Origin of the sequence: Halobacterium sp. KA-4 (assembly GCF_021028995.1) — an archaeon.
Taxonomy (GTDB): domain Archaea; phylum Halobacteriota; class Halobacteria; order Halobacteriales; family Halobacteriaceae; genus Halobacterium.
This window is the reverse complement of record NZ_JAJJZG010000010.1, coordinates 1-19575: the sequence shown is the minus strand read 5'-3', so window position 1 is coordinate 19575 and position 19575 is coordinate 1. Positions and strand designations below refer to the sequence as shown.

Here is a 19575-nt window from a genome sequence, read left to right as displayed (position 1 = left end):
GACTCAAATCGGGGCTTTAGCTTTAGGAGATACTTTGAAGGGGCGACGTGTAGCCCCGCGTAGATGGCAGGGAATCGCTTACTCCCGTCGCGGTCGACCGTCGAGCGCGGCGACGGCTCGCGCGTGGTCGGCATCCGCGAGGACGCCGCCGACGAGGTGTTCGAAGCACTGTCTTCGAGCACCGCCCGCGAGATTCTCGCCGCACTGTACGAGGAGCCCGATACCGCGTCGAGCGTCGCGGACGACGTCGGAACGTCGCTCCAGAACGCCACCTACCACCTGGAGAAGCTCGTGGAGGCGGACCTCGTGGAAGTCGCGGACACGTGGTACTCCGAGCAGGGCCGCGAGATGAACGTCTACGCCCCCGCGTCGGAGTCGCTGGTCGTGTTCGCGGCCGACGAGGCGTCGAAACCGTCACTGAAAGAACGGCTGCTGCGCGTGCTCGGCGCGGTCGGCGTGCTCGGCGTCGCGAGCCTCGTCGTCCAGCGGCTGTTCGGCGGACAGGGCGCGCCGACGGACTACCAGACCACTGGTGGGGACGCGGGCGACGCGCCGGCCGCGACGACCGACGGCGGCGGTATCAGCATCATGAACGAGCAGGCCACGGAGACGGCACAGGCGACGACGACCGCTGCGACCACCGCGTCGCAGTCGGCGGCACAGGGACTCCCGCCAGGCGTGCTGTTCTTCGCCGGTGGGCTGCTCGTGCTTACCGTCGTCCTCGGCTACGTCTGGTACCGCGGACGGTAGGGGCCTCAAAACTGCGTCTCGTACTTCGTCACGAACTGCGCGACGCCAAGCACCCACGCTACCAGCCAGCACAGCACGTATCCAATAACGCCTGCGCGCAGACGGAGCCGCCACGCGCTCATGTTTTCGTGAATTTCGTCTAAGTCGACGTCCTGGTCGGGGTCGTGGTAGAGGTTGTACTCGCGTTTCGCGCGCAGAATCGGGACGATGCCGGTGAGCGCGAACGCCAGCAGCGCGTATGCCTGCACGCCGAAGAACGCGTGAACAACCGCAAATCCGCCGAGCTGGTCGAACAGCGTGGGAATCATCCAGACGACGACGGGAACGGTGTTGAGCGTAAGCCCGAGGAAGATGTACGCGAGGTGGTGTCTGAGCGTCCCCCACGTGACGGTCTCGGCGTCGACGATGATCCACGCGCCGTAGAGGTAGCACGGGAAGCTCGCGGTGACCAGCACCGCGGCCACGCTCGCCACCGTCACGTCTGCGACCATAGCGGGAGGTTCGCGCGACGCGACTAAACGGGTTCGCTTCGTTCCCTCGACGCGGAAACCACGAGAGCGACTGACACAAGACGTTTACCAGTCTCGGCCGCAGGTTCGGCCATGTCCCCGACGCGAATCGCGGCAGTCGCCCTCCTCGTCGCCGTCGCGGGCTGCGCGGGCCTCGCACCGACCAGTAGCGAGACGACGGCTCCCACGTCTGCACCGACGGCGACACCGACCGAGACGACCAGCGACACGACCGAACCCCACACCGCCGTCGGCACCTCGCACGCCCCGGCACACCTCACGGTGCGCGCAAGCGCGGGCGTGGAGAACGTCTCCGTGACGCTGGCACCAGCCGGCGACGCCGAAACCTACGACGTGCCCGCCGGTAACGAGGTCTCTCTTACGCGGGAGATACACGACCGCGGGCACGACGTGCGCGTGGTCATCGAGCGCGGTAACGAGACGGTCTTCGACAAGCGCGTCCTCGAGTACGAGTACTTCGACGTGACCGTCCACGAGAACGACACGAGCGTCGACTCCATCGTCGTGTAGGTCGGAAGCGTTTACCCGCTTCACGCGCAACTTCGAGGTGATGACTGACTCCAACGCCGGCGAGGGCGGCCAGCCTGCGCCGGACGAGGAGCCCGACGACGAGACACCGGCGGACCTCCGAGAACAGGCCGACTTCGAGGAGTTCGGCCCGAAGGAGATGGCCGAGCTGTCCGCCGAGGAGTGGGACGCCGCCTTCGACCCCGACACGTGGATTACGGGCGAACGGCTGCTCGACCGCGTGGAGGCCGACCTCCGGCACCGCGTCGCCACCCGCGACGTCTTCGCGGTGGTCGAACGCGACACCATCGACGGCGAGCCCGTGGTGCTCGCGTACTCCGACGAAGGGTACGCGGTCGTCTACGCCGACGGCGCCGTCGAGGGCCGCGGCACCGTCCTCCGGGACGTGAAACCCACCGTGGCGCTCTGCTCGATGGACGACTACGACGTCCCCGATGCACCCGAAAACGCCGGCCTCCCGAACCCACAGGAGGTCCCCGAAGGGAGCGGCGGCCTCGGGACGACGCTGCTCCAGTACATCGGCCTCGCGCAGGTCGTCGTCGGCGTCCTCCTCGTGCTCTCGCCGCTCCTCTACGACCCGCTCGTGCGTGGGTGCCCACCGGTCACCGGGTCGACGGCGCGCGCCTGCACGGTCGCCGGGACAACTCTCGAACTCCACCCGCTCGGGAACTCCGCCATCATCGCCGTCATCGCGGGCGTCGGCTTCGTGCTGTTCGGCGCGCTGATGCTGGTCGTCGTCGCCAACGCCCGGCTGTCGGACCGTTTCCGCTCCGAGGAGTTCCGCAACCGGCTGCGTTCGGCGGGGCTCGGCGACGGCGAACGACCGTCGTTCGTCCCCGAAACGGACAGCCAGCGGGACCACTCCGACGCCCCCTGAACGCCGGTAGAACCGGTGTACGGCGCGTCTCGTCCCGCGCGGCCATCGGTGGGTTTATGCGGGAGCCATCCTGACTCACGACTGTATGAAGAGGCGGGACTTTCTGAAGATTGCGACCGGTTCGGCCGGCGGCGCTGCAGCCATCGGCGCAGCCGGCGCTCGGTCGTCCTCCACGTCCGCCGCCGTCCAGGAGGGCGAAGGAAACAACACGACCTCTGGGAACGGCACGTCCGGGAACGCCACGACGGACGGTGGCGGCTCCGGCGAGGACGAAGGACTCCCGGGCGCCGGGACGACGAAGACGGTGACGGTCGCCCCCAACGGGCAGCTCGTCTTCGACCCCGAGACTGTCTACATCCAACCCGGTGCGACAGTCGAGTGGGAGTGGGCGGCGGGCGGCCACAACGTCGTCCCGGAGAGCATCCCCGAGGAGGCATCGTGGGAAGGCCACGAACCCCTCGAGGACTCCGGTTTCACGTACTCGCACACGTTCGACGGCCCGACCGGGGAGTACCAGTACGTCTGTACGCCCCACGCCGGTGCCGGCATGGTCGGCACCGTGGTCGTCAACGAGAGTGGACAGGAACCCGGCGGAGGCGGCGAAGCCGAGCTCGACCCCCACCACATGGGCGTGCCGTTCCAGGCACACTTCGTGGGCATCGCGACCATCCTCATGATGATCGTGTCGCTCGTCTACGCCTTCTTCGTCCTCAAGTACGGCGAATCACAGAACGCGAGCGCACCCAACAAAGAATAAATGTCCTCGAAAGGATCCAACTACGGCGACATCCACCGGTACGAGCCCGCCCGCGAGAGCACGGCGGCGACCATCGCCATCGTGTTGCTGACGCTCGTCGAAATCGCGTTCGTGGCCGTGTTCGCGTACGGCCTCATCACGGGCTGGGGCGTCGACCCAGTCGGGAACATGTATCTCGGGTTCCTCCTCGCGGCCATCTTCATCGACCTCTCGTTCGTCCTGCTCCTCTACCGCAAGGAGTTCCTGCCGGACGTGATGATCGTGAAGAAGCGCCGGCGCAAGTGGGAAGACCTCTACGTCCGCGAGGACCAGGTCGACGGCGAATCCGCGTTCGGTGACGTCGGCGAACAGTTCAAGAAGGCAATCTACCCCTACTACGAGAAATAACTATGTCTGACAAGTACCCAGAGAGTTCGGGACGTCGCCGCTTCGTAAAGGGCGTCGTCGGGAGCGCTGGCGTGGCCGGCATCGGTACCGCCGGCGTGGCCAGCCTCGACGCCGTCACCAACCAGACGGGGACCGGCGGCGGCCAGACGACGTACTTCGGCGTCCAGAACACCGGCGGGCCGGCCCCGCGTGCGATGCCGATGGTCCCCATCGAAATCGACGACGAGGGGTACCTCCGCGGCGTCTACCCCGAAATTCAGGAAGTCGAACAGCAGGGCGAAACCGTCCAGGTCGCCCGCCAGGACCTCGGCGGCATCACGTACGAAGTCGACTGGTTCCAGTACTGCGGCATCCAGGACTACCAGGGCCTCCAGCCGAGCTACGAGGGCGACAACTACTTCCGGTACTCGGGCGGCTCCAGTTCCTACGACTGGCAGCCCGGCTCCGGACAGGTCCACGTCGACGACTTCGAGGACTACGAGACGTGGGACAACCAGTACGGCGAGGCGGGCATCGGGAAGCCGGCCTCGGTGACGTGGCGCTCCCAGGAGACGGACAACTCGATTCCGGTGCAGGTCATCCGGAGCACGCTCCTCGAAGACGCCGTCGAGGAAGCCAGCGGCGAAGTCGGCGAGTGGCTCGAGGCCGCCACCCAGGACGGCTTCATGGCGTTCCTCAACAAGTGCACGCACTACTGCTGTGTGCCCGGCTACCGGTCCTCGAACTACGAGGGCGCCGGGGACAAGATTTACTGTGCGTGCCACCAGTCCATCTACGACCCGTACAGCATCGTCAAGCGCAGTTTCACGGCGTACCCGCGCCCGGAGGACGGATAGATGAGCGTCGAACGCAAGGACGACCACGACCACGACGCCTGGCTCGAAGAGAAAGACCTCACGCCCATCGAGCACACGTTCCTCGCGACGCTCGTCTGGCTCGACAAGCGGCTGCGGCTGGTCGACTACCTCGAACTGCTGGAGACGCTGTACTACCGCGTCAACCTCCAGATGCCGAAGAGCCACACCGAGCAGTACAACCTCGACAACAAGTTCTGGTACTGGTACCCCCTGTACTCGCTGGGGTTCTTCTCCACGCTGGCGTACGTCGTCGCGGCGATATCCGGCGCGTTGCTCGGGTTCTACTACTCGCCGTCCGCGGCCGCCGGCTCCGTCGACATCGAGGGTGCGACCGTCGCGTACAGCACGGTCGCCGCCATCATGACGGACCTGAACTTCGGGTTCTTCCTCCGGTCGCTGCACCGGTGGGCCGCACAGGTGATGACCGCCGCGGTATTCCTCCACATGCTGCGCGTCTACTTCACGGGCGCGTACAAGGAACCCCGCGAAGTCAACTGGATCATCGGCATCGTCCTGCTCAGCCTCACGATGGTCTTCGGGTACACGGGCTACCTGCTCCCGTGGGACCAGCTCGCGTTCTGGGCCGGACAGATCGGCGTCGAGATGAGCCTCTCGATACCGCTCATCGGCGAATGGGTCGCACAGCTCGTGTTCGGCGGCTTCTCGCCGGGGCAGCCGACACTCCAGCGAATGTACATCCTCCACGTGTTCCTGCTCCCGTTCGTGGTGACGACGGTCATCGCCATCCACCTCGGACTCGTCTGGATGCAGGGCATCGCGGAACCCCACTAAAACAATGGCAGACGACGAACACACCGACGACGCGGCTCGCACCGACGGTACGGGCATTGTTCCGCCGGACGACGAGACGCCGACGTGGCGCGAACGCAAGGAGCGCACGACCGGCCTCTCCCGGCTGACCTACGAGTACTTCGAGCGTTCCCGCCGCGAGGACCAGGACCTACGCGAGGAGTCCGACTACGTCGAACGCGACGTGCTCGCGTTCCCGGTCTGGCCCCACGAACTCATCCGGAACCTGGCGCTCACGAGCTTCTTCGTCGGGATGATTTTCTTCCTGGCGTCGACGCTCCCGCCGCACCTCGGCGCGCCCGCGAATCCGAGTCAGACGCCGAGCATCATCCTGCCGGACTGGTACCTCTACTGGTCGTTCGGCCTGCTCAAGCTCGGTCCGCTGAACCCCGACCTCGCCATCCTCGGCGGGGAGAAACTGATGGCCGACCGGACGTACGGCGTGGTCGCGAACCTCGTCGTCGTCGGGTTCATCGCCATCGTCCCGTTCCTCAACAAGGGGAGCGCGCGCCGGCCCGTCGAGCAGCCGTTCTGGGCGTCCGTCGGCGTGATGGGCGTCGTCTTTGCATTCACCATCAGCGTATATTCCATGAAGACCCACGTTCCCCTCGACTCGCATCTCCTACTCGACTTGACATTCCTTGTGCCGCCAATCGCGGGTGCTATCGCGTATGCGGTCCTGAAGACGATGCGCGAGGGGTACATGTACGACCTCAACCGGCGCTACTACAAACTCCGGCCGCCGAAGTAACCGATTCCGACCCGCAGCCGACGTTCTCCACTTCTCCCGCCTCACACTCTCGTTCTCGGTGCGCTCTCGCCGACCGCGACAGTGAAGTATCGGCCGGCCGTTCGTCCAGCTGATGGGTGACGACGAACGCGGCCGCGACGTGGTCGTGCCCGACCGGCTCTACAAGTCCGTGACAGTCTTCTCCACGCTGTTCGCCGTCGTGTCGGTTGTGCTCGGGTTCGTCGCGCTGGACACCGCGACGAACGCGGGACGGGCGGCGCCCGAGGACGTGAACGTCGCGTTCGCGGCGCTCGGCGTCGGTCTCATCGCGGCGGGCGGTCTCGTGTACGCGTTCTCCTCGCGGTTCCGCGCCAGCGGAATGGCAAAGGATAAAGACAGCGGCGACGAACCTTCGGATAATGGCTGACGAGTTCGCGAAAGGGCTCGGCCTGTTGACGGGTGCGGGCCTCATCTGGATGGTGCTGGCTGGCTGGTACAAGACCCCGAGCTTCGCGGGTTCCCAGCTCACTGGCGCGCCGCCGAGCGACCTCTCGATGCTCGGCGAAGCCGCGCTGATACTACTGGAGTCGATGTTCTGGCTGGCCATCTTCGGCGCACTCCTCTTCTGGGTGGGCGTGCCGCTCGGCCGCGAGCTGTACGCGAAGGTCAACAGCGAGTAACCGCGCTCCTCCTCGCCGACGTTTCTCCGCCCGCGTAGCGTCGCCGCCGTTCGTCCTCGCTCGTGCCGCTGCTGCCGTCCACTGCACTCCTCGTGTTCTCTTCGACGCTGTACAGAGCAGACCGTAGTGGAGCGTGCTCGTCGCTGGCGCGCGTCGGCGGGTCGCGTCGCTGGAGGGACTGACGAGGCGACCGCGTCGCTGGACAGTTCGTTCGAGACAGCGAGAAATTCGAGTCGGGTCGCTTCAGACGACCTGCATCCAGTACGGCTTGACGAGGAAGAAGACGCTGATGTAGGCCGCGTACATGAGCGTAATCGTCGCCGCGACGATGGCGCCCTTCGGGGCTTCCAGTTCGAGGCCTTCGCGGGCTTCGACCTTGCGCGCCTCGAATTCGAAGAAGTCGGCGAGGAGCGTGCCAACGGCGAGCGCGGACAACACGATTCCGCTGTGGTGGTGCAGCGTGAGGTAGTAGAAGCTCAACAGCACGACGCCCCACGTCGTGAAGGCGTGGAACGGGTGCCACGAGAGCGCGTCCGCGCCGTCCTCGGCCTGCCGCTCGTGGGCGGCGTGCGCGACGCGCCGGCTGACGAAGTTCAACACGACCATGAGCAACACGGCATACTCGGCGTAGGGCGCCAGCACCGTGTCGAGTGGCCCGAAGAGCGTGACCGATGGAACTGCCATGCGCGAACGTCGGTCTGTCGCGGTATTATGTCTTTTCCAATACGCTCACTCGAAGCCGACGCCCCGCGACGCCGCGACGACCGCTACGGGGAACGGCTCCCCCCAGTCGAGTTCGACGGACCCGTGCGGGGCCGCGAACCCGTGGTCGCGGCCGTCGACGAACAACGCGACGTCGGCTTCTTCTCGGACAACGGTGACGGAGGCGGGCGCGTTGAGCACCCACTCGACGCGTTCGACGCGGAACGGTGCGACGGGGACGACCGCGAGCGCGTCGGCGTCCGCGGACAGCAACGGTCCACCCGCGTCGGCGGCGTAGCCGTGGCTGCCGGCGGGCGTCGCGACGACGACGCCGTCCGCGCGCACCTCGTCGACGTCGCGACCCTGCGTGGTGACCGCGTACTCGGAGATGCGCGCGGGCTCGTCCGTCACGAGCATTACGTCCGCGAGCGCGCGTACCCTCGTCTCGCCGACGCCGACCGCCAGCGTCGGTCGGTCGTCGACTTCGTAGTCGTCGGTGGCGAGCGCGGCGAGCGCGTCCGGCAGGTCGTCGCGAGTGACGCCGCCGTACTCGCTGCCCGCGCTCACCGGGAGGACGGGCGCGCCGGCCCCCGTGGCGAGCACGTCGAGGAGCGCGTCCTCACCGAGCGCCGCGACCACGTCCGCGTCGCTGTCGAGCGCTTCGTCGCCAACGACGGCTTCCCCGCCGGCGTCCCGCACAACGTCGGCGGCAGCCGTCGCTCCGTCACCGAGAACGCCGACGCGCGTCACCGCCACACCCCACGCAGCATCGTCTCGCTCATCGTCGGAACGCGGGGCCGGCAGTCGCAAAAAGGCTACGGGCTCCCGGCGTCAGTATGGCCAGTCGCCGGTAATCTTCATCCCCTTGGCGAGGTCCTCGTCTTCGAGCGCTGCGGCGATGTCGGCTTCGCTGGCGTGCGCGACGGCGAAGCCCTCGCTGGCGAGTTCGACCGCGAGTTCCGTGAGCAGGATGGCTTGCTCACGGAACGTCCGTACTTCCAGTTTGTCGAGCGTGTCCGCGTGCGTGTGCCCCCAGCCGCGGCCCTCGCCGTCGGTCTGGCTGGTGACGTGGTAGCCGGGGACGCCGAACTTCACGTACTCCCAGTGGTCGGAGTGTGGCCCCATCTCGGGCGTCACCGAAATCGGGTGGTCGAAGCGGTCGGCAACCTCGCGGGCGGCATCCTCGAGCGCGTCGAAGTGGTGCGTGTAGAACTCCAGCGTGCGACCGGCGACGACGCCGTCGAGATTCAACACGGCGCGGACGTGCTCGCGGTGCCGGTTCGCGGCGTCGTAGGCCGACCCGACGAGCCCGACCTCCTCCGCGCCGAAGCAAACGAAGCGGACCTTCGTGTCGAGATCAGCCTCGCGGTCGGAGAGCACGTGCGCGAGTTCGACCACCATCGCGGTACCGGCCCCGTTATCCATCGCGCCCTCGGCGATGTCGTGGGCGTCGACGTGGCTCGTCACGAGCAGTTCCTCGTCGGTGTCCGGGCCGAGCGTCGCGTGGACGTTCTGACTCGTCGCGTCGTCGACCTCGGCGCTCACGGAGACGCCCACACGCTCGCCGTCGTACTTCCGGGCGAGGCGCGCGCCGACCTCCTTGGAGACGCCGACCGCGGGAATCTCGCCGAGCGGCTGCTCCTCGGTGCCGACGCTCCCGGTCGGCGGCAGGCAGCCCTCCACGTGGTTCTTGTAGACGAACGCCGCGGCGCCCGCTTCGACGGCGTGGTAGTACTTCTCGCGGCGGTGGAGGTAGCGGTCGTACCAGCCGGGCACGTCGGAGGCCACCATCACGACCTTCCCGGTGAGGTCCACCTCCTCGAAGTCGCTCGGGAGGCCGTATCCGAGGTCCACGAATTCCCCAGAGACGTCGCCGTTCCGGCTTCGCGGGAGCGCGATACACTCCTCGTCACCGGCGGGCGTCTCGACGGCGCTGTCGCCGCGCGTCCAGCCCTGAATCTCGAATTCGTTCAGAGAAGCGTCACCGCAGGCGGCCGAGAGCGCATCACGCGTCGCTTCGGCGGCCTCGCGCTCGCCCGGGGACCCAGCCATCCGGCCGCGCACGTCGACGAGCGCCTCGAGGTGCGTCCAGCCCGTGTCGCTGGTGAACACGTCACCAATCCAGTCGGTCATGGCCGTACCGACGCCGACCACGCCGTAAGTCGTTTCGGAAGAAGAAATCGCACTGCGGCGCGTCGTCGCGCTATCGATTCGCGTTCAGAGGTCGCCTTCTTCCTTGAGCCCCTCAATGACGTCGTCGACGAGGGATTCGGCGTCGTCGTAGGGAAACTCGGCGCGGCTGGAGAGCTTCGTCGCCAGTTCCATCGCGGTGAAGGACTTGCCGCCGGCCTCGAATTTCGTCGAGGGGCCGTTCGGGAGCGCGGGCACGAGACCCATCTGGTTCTTCACCGGGTAGTCGGCACCCGAGAACGCATCTAAGAGTTCCTTGCGGAGTTCGGTTTCGACGTCTGCCATGTTCGCACGTGGACAGCGACCCGGCAAAAGGGTTCTGGAACCCTCGACTCGGCACGCGGAGTTTCCGTGCGCGCGTCGCGCTCGCTGCGGGTCGCGTGCCGCTCCACACCCCGTTATACACCCCCACAGTTTCGGCTCCGCCTTGAAGGCAGTTCACACCCTACTAGCGAGTATGCCCGTGGACGGCAGTGACCAGCGGCCCGCGTGCGACGCGTGGGACAACTCGCGCTGCGAGGGGACGGTGCACTGCCAGCCGCGGTGCCCGCGCGCGTTTGACGACGACGGCCAGCCGTACGTCGTGCGACCGTTCACGGACGACGACCGCGCGCCCCTCGTCGAGATGTACGACGCGATGAGTCTGAAGACGACGACGCTCGGCCTGCCACCTAGAACCCGCGAGCGCACCGAACGGTGGCTGGACGACCTCGCGGACGAGGGCCTGAACCTGCTCGCGGTAGGCGATGACGGTGTCTGGGGGCACGTCGCCGCGGCGCCCGCCGACGCCAGCGACCCCGAACTCGTGGTGTTCGTCCACCCCGATCACCGGGGCTGCGGGGTCGGCACGGAACTCCTCAAACAACTGGTCGCGTACGCCGACGCGGACGGCTGCGAGTCGCTCGTGTTGACCGTCGACGAGGACAACGAGCGCGCCGTCCACGTTTACGACAACCTCGGCTTCGACGTCACCGAGCGGCTCCGCGCGGAAGTGACGATGTAGTTGGACCTCGACGATCCGCTGGCAGCCCGAGTCAAGCGGCCGCCCGCGGACCGACGCGAGGACTGACGGTCGCGGTTCCGTCAGTGAATCGTGGTACGGCCGGGAGGAGCCACAAACCAAAGTATTCAGTACCCGGTGTCACATAGCCCCGGGCATGAACTCCGATGCAGACGAGCGGGTGACACGCCGCAGCTTCCTCCGGGCGGGTGCCGGTGCCGCCGCTGCGGGGGTCGCCGCCACCGGGACCGCCGCCGCGCAGGAAGGCGAGGGCGGCCCGACGGTCGTCACGGTCGCACCTGGTGGGAGCCTCACGTTCGACCCCGAAACCGCGTACGTCCAGCCCGGCGGCACCGTGCGCTGGGAGTGGGCGGCGGGCGGTCACAACGTCGTCCCGACGTCGATTCCCGAGGAAGCCTCCTGGGAGGGCCACGAGTCCCTCGAAGACTCCGGGTTCACCTACGAGCACACGTTCGAGGTCGAAGGCACCTACGAGTACGTCTGCACACCCCACGCCGGCGCGGGGATGGAAGGCGTCATCGAGGTCACGGAGAACCCGCCCGAACAGACCGGCTACCAGTCCATCCTCCCGGACAGCGCGAAGACCCTCGGCGTCGCCGCGACCGGGTCGATGGTCTCCGTGCTCGGCCTAACCTACCTCTTCATGCGGTACGGCGGCGACTACGAAGGCGACTTCGAAGAGTAACTTCTCAGACCGTCACCCACTCGCGGCGGTCGTCACTGTGCTCCACGGCGTCCAGAAGCCGCTGCACCGCCAAGCCGTCCTCGAAGTCCGGCGCGAACTCGCCGTCGTCGGCGGCCGCGCCGAGGAACTCGCTGTTCTCGTGGACGAACGTGTGCTCCCACCCGAGCACGTGGCCCGCGGGCCACCAGTGCTCGCCGTAGGGATCATCCTCGTCGGTGACGAGCACCGTCTCGAAGCCGCGGCCGTCCCCGCGGCGGACCTCCAATTCATTGAGCCGTTCGAGGTCGAACCGGACCGCGCCCTCGGAGCCGTCGATTTCGAACGTGTGGCCGTTCTTCCGGCCGGTCGCGTACCGCGTCGCCTCGAAGGTCCCCATCGCGCCGTTCGCGAACTCCGCGTGCGCGGCGAACGCGTCGTCGACGGTGACGGGTCGCGCCTCGCTCTCACCCTCGGGGACGCGCTCCTCGACGAACGTCTCGCGGTGCCCGCTGACGGCGTCGATGTCGCCGACGAGGTAGCGCGCGAGGTCGAAGCTGTGCGCGCCGAGGTCGCCGAGCGCACCCGACCCCGCTGTGTCGGCGTCCATTCGCCACGACCATGGCGCGTCCGCGTCGACCAGCCAGTCCTGGAGGTACCGGAAGCGCGCGTGCCGAATCTCCCCGAGCGCGCCATCCTCGATTAGTCGCTTGGCGTACTGGACGGCGGGCACGAACCGGTAGTTGAACCCGACGCCCGCGGTCGCAGCACTCTCTCTCGCAGCCTCCGCCATCCGCTCGGCGTCCGCAACGGTCGGCGCGAGCGGCTTCTCGCAGAGCACGTGGACATTGTTCTCCAGCGCTGCGATGGAGGGTTCGACGTGGACGTCGTTCGGGCCGAGGTTGTAGAAGACGTCGACGTCGTCGATGGCGTCCCGCCAGTCGGTCTCCACGCGGTCGAAGCCGAGGCGGTCGGCGGCCTCGCGGGCTGCACTCTCGTCGCGCCCCACGAGCACGTCAAGCGATACTTCTGGTGCGTCCGGGAAGAACTGCGGGAGCGTGCGGAGCGCGTTCGTGTGCGCGTCGCCCATGAACCCGTAGCCGAGCATGCCGACCGAGAGCGGTTCGTCGGTCACTGTGCTGCCCTCCGGCGAGCGCCGAACCTAGCGCTCGTATCGTGTACTGTCACGTCCGGAGCGTTCACTCGATACCGGATAAGCGTTGCCGTGGGTCAGTACGTCTCGACGGCGAGTTCGACTGGGCGGCGCTCGCCTTCGAGGTCCGCGACGACGCGCTCGACGACGCGCTCGCCCTCCTCGACGACCTTGTCCACGACCTTGTCGACCACCCAATCGAGGGACACCAGCCGCGGCAGGTCGAGCGACCCACGGGCGCTGTCCGTGTCGTACGTGACGACGAACGTCACCCGCGACCCGTCGGGGGTCTCGGTGACCTCCCAGCGGCCGTGCGCGTCGATGCCGTCCACGAGTTTCCAGTCGATTTGTTCGGGTTCGTCCGTGCCGGTGACCCGCGAGTGCACCGCGTGCGTGAGTTTCCACCACGCGAACGTCAGTTCGTACTCGGTGCCCGCGCCGCCGCTCCCGTGCTGGGTGACCGACTGCAAGTACTCCGAATACTTGGCGTATCGCGGGAAGTCGGCGACGAACGCGTACGCTTCCTCGACGGGGACGCGAACGTCCGTGCTCACCTCGACCGTGTTCACACACTCCCTACGCCGTGCGGCGTCAAAGGTCTACTGCGAATCTGCCTCGACCGCGGTGCTTGTATCCGTCCGGTGCCAACCCACAGCCATGACCGAACACGTCGCCGTGGTCGGTGGCGGGCCCGCGGGCCTGACCGCTGCCATCTACACCGCACGTGCCGGCCTCGATACGACCGTCTACGACGCCGGCGAGCCGATTCTCGCGCGCAACGCCCACCTGGAGAACGTCCCCGGGTTCCCGGCGGGCGTGAACGCGCGCACCTTCCTCGACGCCACCCGACAGCAGGCCGAGAACGCCGGCGTTGAGTTCGTCGAAGCGCACGTCGAACGTGTCACCGGCACCGACGACGGCTTCGTCGTCGAGACGGACGCAGCCGCCACTGACACCGCGGACTTCGTGGTCGCGTCATCGTGGCCGGACATCTCCTACCTCGACGACTTCGAGCTGTCCCGCATCGACCGCGGCTCGAAGACGATGCTGGACGTCGATGAGTTCGGCCGCACCGACCTTGACGGCGTCTACGCCGCGGGCCGCATCGCGCGCCAGTACCACCAGACCGTCGTCGCGGCCGGCCACGGCGCTACTGTTGGGCTCACCGTCATCGACGACAGCGACGTCCCTCACTACCACGACTGGGTCGCGCCGGAGGGCTACTTCACGGGCCGCGACCGCGACGTGCCGCCGGGCTGCGAGGAAATCGACGAGGCCGAACGCCGCGAGCGCGAGCAGGAGAGTCTGGACGCCCTCGCCGCGCTCTCGCCAGCGGACCCGCCGACGATGCACCCGAGCGTCGAAGACGACGACTGACCAGCCTATTTATAGCCGGGAGTGCGAACCCCCTGTGAATGCTCTCCGGAGTGAACGTCGCCCTCGGGATCACGGGCAGCATCGCGGCGGTGAAGGTCGTGGAACTCGCCCACGAACTCCGCCGCCGCGGCGCGAGCGTACGGGCCGTGATGACCGGGAGCGCACAGGGAATCATCAACCCGTGGGCCGTCGAGTTCGCCACGGACGAACCCGTCGTCACCGAGATAACGGGGAGCGTCGAGCACGTCGACCTCTGCGGGCGCGACGGCTGGGCGGACGTCTTCCTCGTCGCGCCGGCGACCGCGAACACGGTCGGGAAAATCGCGGGGGCAATCGACGACACGCCCGTGACGACGTGCGCGACCACCGCACTCGGGGCCGATGTCCCGGTCGTAATCGCGCCCGCGATGCACGAGCCGATGTACGACCACCCTGGCGTGCTGGATGCCATTGACCGCGTGGAGTCGTGGGGTGTCGACTTCGTCGACCCGCGCGTCGAGGAAGGCAAAGCCAAAATCGCCACCGAGGAAGCCATCGCCGTCGAGACGGCGCGCGCCGCCAGCGAGGACCCCCTGGCGGGCGAGCACGTCGTCGTCACCAGCGGCGCGACCAGCGAACCAATCGATCCCGTGCGCGTGCTCACGAACCGCGCGTCCGGCCGGACGGGTCGCGCCGTCGCCGCGGGCTGTTACGTCGCCGGGGCCGACGTCATGCTCGTTCACCAGGGCGATGACGTCCCGTACGCTGACACGGTGCAGGTCGAGACCGCCGCGGAGATGCTGGCGGCGACCCGCGAGGCCTGCGCGGACGCCGACGCGCTCGTCTCCGCGGCCGCGGTCAGCGACTACACCGTCGAAGCCAGCGAGGAGAAAATTCGCTCCGGCCAGGACATCACACTCGACCTGGAGCCGACGCCGAAGCTCATCGACGAGATTCGCGAAGCCCATCCCGACCTCACTATCGTCGGGTTCAAGGCCGAGACGTCCGGCGACGACGATGCGATGGTCGTCGCCGCGCGGAAGACGCTCGAACGCGTGGACCTCTCCTTCGTCGTCGCCAACGACGCCAGCGTGATGGGTGACGAGGACACCCGCGTGCTGTTCGTGACCCGCGATGACGTCACCGAGTTCATTGGCAGCAAGACCGCGCTCGGCCGCCGCGTCGCGGACGAACTCGCCACCCGCGCCTGACGTTCACCGGCCGTACTCGCCGCCGACTAGCGTGGGAAACCGAAGGTATCATCATACGGCGCACCCACTCGCCGAACACGACAAATGACGCTAGCTACGCGGCCGCAGTCGGCGCTGTGGCCCGAACCACGGGGGGTGACCTGATGGCTGGCGACGACCTGCTCGTCCCGGTCGACGACTCGGTGACACTCCGGAAGACGGTGGCGTACGTCGCCGAACGTGCCGCCGACGCCGACGGCCGGCCGACCCTCCACTTCGTCTACCCAGTGTCGGAACGCATCGACACCAGCGAGGAGGGCGCGGAAGCGACGGCCGCAGTGGAACTCCTCGACCGCATCGAAGTGTGGGTCGAGGAGGATCTCGGCGAGGACGCTGACTCGGTCGGCGTCGAGACCGCCGTCGTCGGGCAGACGGAGTACCTCTTCAACCCCGGCGACTACGCCGACGTGCTCGCCGACTACGCGCGCCGCCACGGCGTCGAGACGGTCGTCCTCGACCCCGAGTACAACCCGCTCGGGATGGCCCCGCTACTCCCGCCGCTGGAGGGCGAACTCGAAGCCGCCGGCCTGACCGTCGAACTCGCGCCTGTCGAGCGGCCAACCCGCCGCAGCCCGCTCACGCGGACCGCCGGCCTCGGCCAGTTCGTCGTGCTGTTCTGCTCGACGTACGCGTTCTACTTGCTCGTCTCGGGCACGCTCTCGACGTTCGACCTCGCGACCGGCGCCATCACCGCAGGCGTCGTCTCCGCGCTGCTGTGGCGCATCACCACGCGCGGCGAGGTCGAGTTGAGCAAACTCGGCGGGCGGCTCGCGCGCTTCGCACTGTACGTTCCCTTCCTGCTGTGGGAAATCGTGAAGGCGAACCTCGACATCGCGTACGTCGTCCTCCACCCGCGGCTCCCCATCGACCCGCGCGTCGTGGAGTTCGACGCCGCGGTGTGGTCGGCGCTCCCGGCGACGACGCTCGCGAACAGCATCACGCTCACGCCCGGGACGCTCACTGTCGACGTCACGCAACGCCACTTCACGGTGCACAGCCTCACGGCGGGCGCTCGCGACGACCTGCTGGACGGCGCGCTCGAACGCGCAGTCCGGTTCGTGTTCTACGGCCGGCGCGCCGCTCGCATCGCCAGTCCCGCCGAGCGCGGCGCACGCACCGACGACGAAACGGAAGGTGAGAACGAGTGACGCTGCTCACTGACATCCTGCTCGGGGGCGCGGCGGCGTTCATCGTCATCTCGCTGTCCGTCCTCTACCGCGTCGTGCGCGGCCCGACGATGCAGGACCGCGTCATCGCGGTCAACGCCATCGGGACGAACATCGTCGTCATCATCGCGCTCGTCGCGGCGGCCACCGGCAACCCCTCGGCGCTCGACATCGCCATCGTCTACGCGCTGTTGAACTTCCTGATGAGCATCGCCATCTCGAAATTCACCGTCGAACGGGGTGGTGTGCTGTGACGCCCCGCGAGATTGCGGTGCTCGCGCTCGTCGCGGGTGGCGCGTTCTTCGCGTTCGTCGCGGCCGTCGGGCTGCTGCGGCTGCCCGACGTCTACACGCGCACCCACGGCGCCTCGAAGAGCGACACGCTCGGCGCTGGCCTCGCGCTCGCTGCGGTCGCGATCACGTTCGGCTTCGACCTCTCCAGCGTGAAGGCCGCGCTGCTCGTCCTGTTCATGTTCATCACGAACCCGACCGCGGCCCACGCCATCGCGCGCGCCGCCGAAGACCAGGGCATCGAACCGTGGACGACCGACGAGGGTGATAGCGAATGAACCTCGAACTCCCGCTCATCGCGTTCATACTCGCGACCGCGCTGGCGACGGCCGTCCTCCGGGACGTGCTCGCCGCTATCATCGCGTTCGCGACGTACAGCCTCGGCATCGCGGTCGTCTGGGTGGTGCTGCAGGCACCCGACGTCGGCCTCACCGAAGCCGCGGTCGGCGCCGGCGTCACCACCGTGTTGTTCCTGCTAACCATCGCAAAGACGGTGCGGCCGTCGGGCGACCGCGTGCTCGAACGCCTCGACGTGCCGGCGCTCGGCGTCACCGTGCTGATCGTCGCCGTACTGGCGACCACGCTCGGCGCGCTCCCCGAAATCGGGGCCGCCGACACGACCGTCATCACGTCCGACGTCACGCAGTACTACCTCGAACACGCGTACAAGGAGGCGGGCGTGAAGAACGCCGTCACTGCCGTGCTCGCGGCCTACCGTGGGTTCGACACCCTCGGTGAGGCGGTCGTCGTCTACTCCGCGGGCGTCGGCCTGCTCGTCGTGCTCGGCAAGGAGGTGTTCGCATGAGCGAATCTACCTCGGAAGCCGACCTGGAGGCCGCCGAGACGGCCGACGACCTGCAATCATATGTCGAGAGCCCCATCATTATGGCGACGGTACGCGTCGTTTCGCCGTTCGTGTTCACGTACGGCCTCTACCTGATGTTCCACGGCGCGGACTCCTCGGGCGGCGGGTTCCAGGGCGGCGTCGTCGTCGCCACCGTGATGTTGATGCTCGGTATTGCGTTCGGCATCGATCCGCTTCGCGAGTGGGTTGGCGAAGCCACGCTCGTGCTCGTCGTCGCCGGCGGCGTCGCGGCGTTCGTCGCTATCGGCGTCGGCACGGTCGTCGCGGGCGGCGGCTTCCTCGACTACTCGGCGTATGGCATCCACCACGCCAGCAAGTACGGCATCGAAGTGGTGGAACTGTTCATCGGCGTCATCGTCGCGGGCACCATCACGGGCCTGTTCTTCGCCATCGACGCCGGCAAGGACGGAGGTGACAACGAATGATAGACCTACTCGTCACCCGGGACTACTACGTCGCGTCGTTCCTGCTGCTCGGCATCGGGACGTACGTGATGATAGCCGCCGGGAACTTCGTGAAGAAAGTCATCGGCATGAACATCTTCCAGACCGGCATCTTCCTGTTCTTCATCGCGTCGGCGTACCTCGACGGCGGCAGCCCACCCGTGCTGACGGACAGCGCACCGTACGTCAGCCCGCTGCCGCACGTGCTCATCCTCACCGCTATCGTCGTCGGCGTCGCGCTGACGGCGGTCGCGCTCGGGATGATCGTCCGCATCTACGCGGAGTACGGCACGCTCACCGAGGACACCCTCAAGGAGGTGCGTGAGAGTGAGTGACCTCGTCGCGCTCGCGGTCGCCGCACCCATCGTCGGGTCGCTCGTCGCGCTGGTCGCCGGCATCGCGCGCTCGGAGAGCGGCTGGCCGGTCGCCGTCGTCGCGTGCGCCGTCCAGCTCGTCGTCGCCGCACAGCTCGCCGCGACGGCGTTCGCCGACGGCACCATCACGTACGTCGTCGGCGGCTTCGAAGCGCCATACGGCATCGAACTCGTCGTCGACGGCCTAACCGCGACGATGATCGTCCTGATTGCGGTCGTCTCGCTGGGCGTGCTCGCGTACGCCCGCCGCGCGGGACCGCGGTCGAACCCGTTCTACGCGGTGTACATGCTACTGGTCACCGGCCTGACCGGGATGAGCGTCACCGCCGACCTGTTCAACATGTACGTCTTCCTCGAAATCACGGGGTTGGCGGCGTACGCGCTCGTCGCCAGCGGCGACCGCGGCCGGTCGGCGGTCGCGGCGCTGAAGTACCTGCTCGTCGGCACCGTGGGCGCGTCGTTGTTCCTGCTCGGCGTCGGGTACGCGTACATCGACACCGGGACGCTGAACATGGCGGACCTCGCCGTGAAACTCGCTGAGAACGGCTACGGCGCGACGCTCACGCAGGCGGCGTTCGCGTTCATCGTCGTCGGCCTGTTCATCAAGGTCGCGGTGTTCCCGCTGCACACGTGGCAGCCCGACGCCTACGCGGGCGCTCCCGACACCGTCAGCGCGCTCATCTCCGCGCTCGTCTCCACGATTGCGGCGTACGCGCTGCTGCGCGTCGTCTACACGGTGTTCGGCGCTGCGTTCCTCGCCGAAAACGAGTTGGCGCACGCCATCCTCGTCGGCGGGGCCGTCGTCAGCATCGTCGCTGGCAGCCTGCTGGCGATTTCTCAGTCGGAAGTCAAGCGGATGCTGGCGTACTCGTCGGTCTCGCAGTTCGGCCTCGTGGTCGCCGCCATCTCCATCGGGAACGTCACCGCGCTCATGGGTGCGGCCATCCACCTCGTCGGCCACGCCATCATGAAGGGCGGGCTGTTCCTCACCGCCGGGCTGGTCGCCACGGAGACCGGCGCGCGCCGCGTCGAGGAATTCGACGGCCTCGTCCAGCGCTCGCCGGTCGGCGCGGGCGTCTTCGGCGTGCTCGCGGTCGCGATGGTCGGCATCCCGCCGACAATCGGCTTCGCGGGCAAGTGGTACATCGCCGTGGGCGCCGCCGAAGCCGGCTCGTGGGCGCTGCTCGCGGTCATCGTC

Annotated in this window: 28 protein-coding genes; 21 read left to right on the top strand and 7 right to left on the bottom strand. The window is 67.7% G+C overall.

Annotated features, from left to right (window positions below; genetic code table 11):
* The first annotated feature begins 63 nt into the window (after positions 1–63).
* On the top strand, positions 64–750 hold the full coding sequence (locus LPA44_RS10980) for an ArsR/SmtB family transcription factor (RefSeq protein WP_230889627.1): 687 nt from the start codon (positions 64–66) through the stop codon (positions 748–750).
* 5 nt (positions 751–755) lie between these two features.
* Here the strand turns inward: LPA44_RS10980 and LPA44_RS10975 are convergent, their stop codons facing one another.
* Entirely contained in the window at positions 756–1241 is a 486-nt protein-coding gene (locus tag LPA44_RS10975; RefSeq protein ID WP_230889626.1) for a DUF7321 family protein, read from the bottom strand.
* A gap of 111 nt (positions 1242–1352) precedes the next feature.
* On the opposite strand from LPA44_RS10975, the gene LPA44_RS10970 reads away from it, so the two are divergent.
* The 9 genes from LPA44_RS10970 to LPA44_RS10930 all read left to right on the top strand — a co-directional run bounded on the left by LPA44_RS10970 (position 1353) and on the right by LPA44_RS10930 (position 6906).
* Positions 1353–1790, top strand: a complete 438-nt coding sequence (locus LPA44_RS10970; protein WP_230889625.1) for a hypothetical protein — start codon at positions 1353–1355, stop codon at positions 1788–1790.
* A 40-nt stretch (positions 1791–1830) separates the two neighbouring features.
* A complete protein-coding gene (locus LPA44_RS10965) occupies positions 1831–2685 on the top strand; it encodes a DUF7319 domain-containing protein (RefSeq protein ID WP_230889624.1) in 855 nt (284 codons plus the stop codon).
* A gap of 85 nt (positions 2686–2770) precedes the next feature.
* Positions 2771–3442: a plastocyanin/azurin family copper-binding protein gene (locus LPA44_RS10960; protein ID WP_230889623.1), complete on the top strand. Its 672-nt coding sequence runs from the start codon at positions 2771–2773 to the stop codon at positions 3440–3442.
* Positions 3443–3829, top strand: coding sequence for a DUF7318 family protein (locus LPA44_RS10955; protein WP_230889622.1), 387 nt, complete (start codon positions 3443–3445; stop codon positions 3827–3829). It begins immediately after the preceding gene.
* Entirely contained in the window at positions 3826–4665 is an 840-nt protein-coding gene (locus tag LPA44_RS10950; protein ID WP_442903380.1) for a ubiquinol-cytochrome c reductase iron-sulfur subunit, read from the top strand. The genes LPA44_RS10955 and LPA44_RS10950 overlap by 4 nt, the downstream gene beginning before the upstream one ends.
* Positions 4666–5478 carry a cytochrome b gene (locus LPA44_RS10945; protein WP_230889620.1) on the top strand — a complete coding sequence of 271 codons (813 nt, stop codon included), beginning with the start codon at positions 4666–4668 and terminating at the stop codon, positions 5476–5478.
* A gap of 4 nt (positions 5479–5482) precedes the next feature.
* Positions 5483–6247, top strand: a complete 765-nt coding sequence (locus LPA44_RS10940) for a cytochrome bc complex cytochrome b subunit (RefSeq protein ID WP_230889619.1) — start codon at positions 5483–5485, stop codon at positions 6245–6247.
* Positions 6248–6359: 112 nt separating this feature from the next.
* Positions 6360–6653, top strand: coding sequence for a DUF7315 family membrane protein (locus LPA44_RS10935; protein WP_157501088.1), 294 nt, complete (start codon positions 6360–6362; stop codon positions 6651–6653).
* Positions 6646–6906, top strand: coding sequence for a DUF7314 family protein (locus tag LPA44_RS10930; RefSeq protein WP_230889618.1), 261 nt, complete (start codon positions 6646–6648; stop codon positions 6904–6906). Before LPA44_RS10935 ends, LPA44_RS10930 begins: the two co-directional genes overlap by 8 nt.
* 243 nt (positions 6907–7149) lie before the next feature.
* Here the strand turns inward: LPA44_RS10930 and LPA44_RS10925 are convergent, their stop codons facing one another.
* From LPA44_RS10925 to LPA44_RS10910, 4 genes are all read right to left on the bottom strand, one after another.
* The gene (locus LPA44_RS10925; RefSeq protein WP_230889617.1) at positions 7150–7590 is read right to left on the bottom strand and encodes a DUF7313 family protein; all 441 of its coding nucleotides are present in this window, start codon (positions 7588–7590) and stop codon (positions 7150–7152) included.
* 45 nt (positions 7591–7635) lie between these two features.
* A complete protein-coding gene (locus tag LPA44_RS18260; protein WP_230889616.1) occupies positions 7636–8364 on the bottom strand; it encodes a hypothetical protein in 729 nt (242 codons plus the stop codon).
* 75 nt (positions 8365–8439) lie between these two features.
* On the bottom strand, positions 8440–9741 hold the full coding sequence (locus LPA44_RS10915) for a M28 family peptidase (RefSeq protein ID WP_230889615.1): 1302 nt from the start codon (positions 9739–9741) through the stop codon (positions 8440–8442).
* An 84-nt stretch (positions 9742–9825) separates the two neighbouring features.
* On the bottom strand, positions 9826–10083 hold the full coding sequence (locus tag LPA44_RS10910; protein WP_230889614.1) for an MTH865 family protein: 258 nt from the start codon (positions 10081–10083) through the stop codon (positions 9826–9828).
* Between the two features lie 172 nt (positions 10084–10255).
* Here LPA44_RS10910 and LPA44_RS10905 point away from each other — a divergent pair, with 172 nt between their 5' ends.
* On the top strand, positions 10256–10801 hold the full coding sequence (locus tag LPA44_RS10905; RefSeq protein ID WP_230889613.1) for a GNAT family N-acetyltransferase: 546 nt from the start codon (positions 10256–10258) through the stop codon (positions 10799–10801).
* Between the two features lie 154 nt (positions 10802–10955).
* A complete protein-coding gene (locus tag LPA44_RS10900) occupies positions 10956–11504 on the top strand; it encodes a plastocyanin/azurin family copper-binding protein (RefSeq protein ID WP_230889612.1) in 549 nt (182 codons plus the stop codon).
* 4 nt (positions 11505–11508) lie between these two features.
* On the opposite strand, the gene LPA44_RS10895 is transcribed toward LPA44_RS10900, so the two are convergent.
* Together LPA44_RS10895 and LPA44_RS10890 are read right to left on the bottom strand one after the other, a co-directional pair.
* Positions 11509–12588, bottom strand: a complete 1080-nt coding sequence (locus tag LPA44_RS10895) for a Gfo/Idh/MocA family protein (RefSeq protein ID WP_230889710.1) — start codon at positions 12586–12588, stop codon at positions 11509–11511.
* A 122-nt stretch (positions 12589–12710) separates the two neighbouring features.
* Positions 12711–13202: a type II toxin-antitoxin system RatA family toxin gene (locus LPA44_RS10890; protein WP_230889611.1), complete on the bottom strand. Its 492-nt coding sequence runs from the start codon at positions 13200–13202 to the stop codon at positions 12711–12713.
* An 88-nt stretch (positions 13203–13290) separates the two neighbouring features.
* On the opposite strand from LPA44_RS10890, the gene LPA44_RS10885 reads away from it, so the two are divergent.
* From LPA44_RS10885 to LPA44_RS10845, 9 genes are all read left to right on the top strand, one after another.
* Positions 13291–14010 (top strand): NAD(P)/FAD-dependent oxidoreductase, encoded by a 720-nt coding sequence (locus tag LPA44_RS10885; RefSeq protein ID WP_230889610.1) that lies wholly within the window; start codon positions 13291–13293, stop codon positions 14008–14010.
* A 38-nt stretch (positions 14011–14048) separates the two neighbouring features.
* Complete coding sequence (gene coaBC, locus LPA44_RS10880; RefSeq protein WP_230889609.1) at positions 14049–15200, top strand: bifunctional phosphopantothenoylcysteine decarboxylase/phosphopantothenate--cysteine ligase CoaBC; 1152 nt, start codon at positions 14049–14051, stop codon at positions 15198–15200.
* Positions 15201–15343: 143 nt separating this feature from the next.
* Positions 15344–16387 (top strand): monovalent cation/H+ antiporter subunit E, encoded by a 1044-nt coding sequence (locus tag LPA44_RS10875; protein ID WP_230889608.1) that lies wholly within the window; start codon positions 15344–15346, stop codon positions 16385–16387.
* Positions 16384–16659, top strand: a complete 276-nt coding sequence (locus LPA44_RS10870; RefSeq protein WP_230889607.1) for a cation:proton antiporter — start codon at positions 16384–16386, stop codon at positions 16657–16659. Before LPA44_RS10875 ends, LPA44_RS10870 begins: the two co-directional genes overlap by 4 nt.
* Positions 16656–16973 carry a monovalent cation/H(+) antiporter subunit G gene (gene mnhG / locus LPA44_RS10865; protein WP_230889606.1) on the top strand — a complete coding sequence of 106 codons (318 nt, stop codon included), beginning with the start codon at positions 16656–16658 and terminating at the stop codon, positions 16971–16973. The genes LPA44_RS10870 and mnhG overlap by 4 nt, the downstream gene beginning before the upstream one ends.
* Positions 16970–17500: a DUF4040 domain-containing protein gene (locus LPA44_RS10860; RefSeq protein ID WP_230889605.1), complete on the top strand. Its 531-nt coding sequence runs from the start codon at positions 16970–16972 to the stop codon at positions 17498–17500. The genes mnhG and LPA44_RS10860 overlap by 4 nt, the downstream gene beginning before the upstream one ends.
* Positions 17497–17985 (top strand): MnhB domain-containing protein, encoded by a 489-nt coding sequence (locus LPA44_RS10855; RefSeq protein ID WP_230889604.1) that lies wholly within the window; start codon positions 17497–17499, stop codon positions 17983–17985. The genes LPA44_RS10860 and LPA44_RS10855 overlap by 4 nt, the downstream gene beginning before the upstream one ends.
* Positions 17982–18338: a cation:proton antiporter subunit C gene (locus LPA44_RS10850; protein ID WP_230889603.1), complete on the top strand. Its 357-nt coding sequence runs from the start codon at positions 17982–17984 to the stop codon at positions 18336–18338. The genes LPA44_RS10855 and LPA44_RS10850 overlap by 4 nt, the downstream gene beginning before the upstream one ends.
* Positions 18331–19575 (top strand): proton-conducting transporter transmembrane domain-containing protein (locus LPA44_RS10845; RefSeq protein WP_230889602.1); only part of this gene is annotated, 1245 nt, incomplete at its 3' end. The genes LPA44_RS10850 and LPA44_RS10845, both read left to right, overlap by 8 nt.